The organism is Streptococcus vulneris, assembly GCF_019218685.1.
In the GTDB taxonomy this organism is placed as follows: Bacteria; Bacillota; Bacilli; order Lactobacillales; family Streptococcaceae; genus Streptococcus; species Streptococcus vulneris.
This window is the reverse complement of sequence record NZ_JAHUZC010000047.1, coordinates 1-301: the sequence shown is the minus strand read 5'-3', so window position 1 is coordinate 301 and position 301 is coordinate 1. Positions and strand designations below refer to the sequence as shown.

1 protein-coding gene is annotated in these 301 nt (G+C 79.4%); it reads right to left on the bottom strand.

Annotation, left to right across the window (positions count from 1 at the left end):
* On the bottom strand, window positions 1–301 hold a 301-nt coding region (locus tag KUA57_RS09540), incomplete at both ends, for a YbfB/YjiJ family MFS transporter (RefSeq protein ID WP_218494165.1).

Sequence of the window (301 nt, the reverse complement as noted above, 5' to 3'; positions counted from 1 at the left end):
CCAGTCCCGCCATGCCGCGCGGCAGCGGTTCCCGGTCGGATGGGCGGGCGGACGCGGCGGTGGCCGGCAGCGCCCCGCGCAGTCTGGGCCAGGCGGCCATCGACAAGGCCAGCGCCAGCGCGCCCAGCGCCATCCAGCATTGCGCCGCCGTGGCGCCGGCCGCCATCAGGGCCAGGCAGGCCAGCCCGGTCGCCGCGATGCCGGCGCCCACGCCCGCATAGACCACGGCGGACGCGGCCGGCTCGATCGGGTCGCCCGCCCGCGCGGGCCGCCATGAGGCCACGCAGATGAAGCCCAGCGC